The sequence below is a fragment of the Microbacterium sp. BF1 genome (assembly GCF_019279095.1).
GTDB lineage: Bacteria > Actinomycetota > Actinomycetes > Actinomycetales > Microbacteriaceae > Microbacterium > Microbacterium maritypicum.
On the sequence record NZ_JAGYWT010000869.1, the window covers coordinates 1 to 552 of the forward strand.

At 71.4% G+C, this 552-nt stretch carries 1 protein-coding gene; it reads right to left on the minus strand.

Annotated features, from left to right (window positions below):
• Positions 1-159: 159 nt before the first annotated feature.
• Positions 160-552, minus strand: a 393-nt coding sequence (locus KZA10_RS17280) for an FHA domain-containing protein (RefSeq protein ID WP_218683524.1), incomplete at its 5' end; no start/stop codon positions are given.

Consider the following 552-nt stretch of genomic DNA (forward strand, 5'->3'; position numbering starts at 1 on the left):
GGGTCTGTCGTGGCGATCTGCCGCGCCACGTCGGCGATCGTCGCCGTCGAGTCGGCCATCACGACCACGTCGGTCAGGGGTGCCGCGGGTCGACGCAGGGTCAGCTTGACTCTCATCGCTCGTCCTCACCGCGCCGAGGGCGCATCTCACTGCTCAGGGTCATACCCACTCCACCTGGAGGGACCGGTCGCCGAAGCGCACCGTGTCGCCGATCTGCAATTCAGCGGGGTGTCCCGCCGGCAGCGCCGTCTCGGAACCGCCTCGGACGATCGCGCTGCCGTTCGTGGAGGCCCGGTCGACGACGAAGACACCCCGTCGGGCGGGCATCACCGCGATGTGGGTCTTGGACACGGAGCGCGTGTCGTCGACGACCGGCACCAGGAGCGCCTCGCCCTCGCCAGCGGCGGCACTCGGGGACCGCCCGAACAGCGTCGTCCCCCGCACCTCGATACGCTGCCCAGTGTCGAGCACCAGGAGCGCTCGTACTCCCACCGGCGCGGGGGAAACGGCGAGTGCGGACGCGGGAGATGCGGCAGGTGCCGGTGCGTCCGG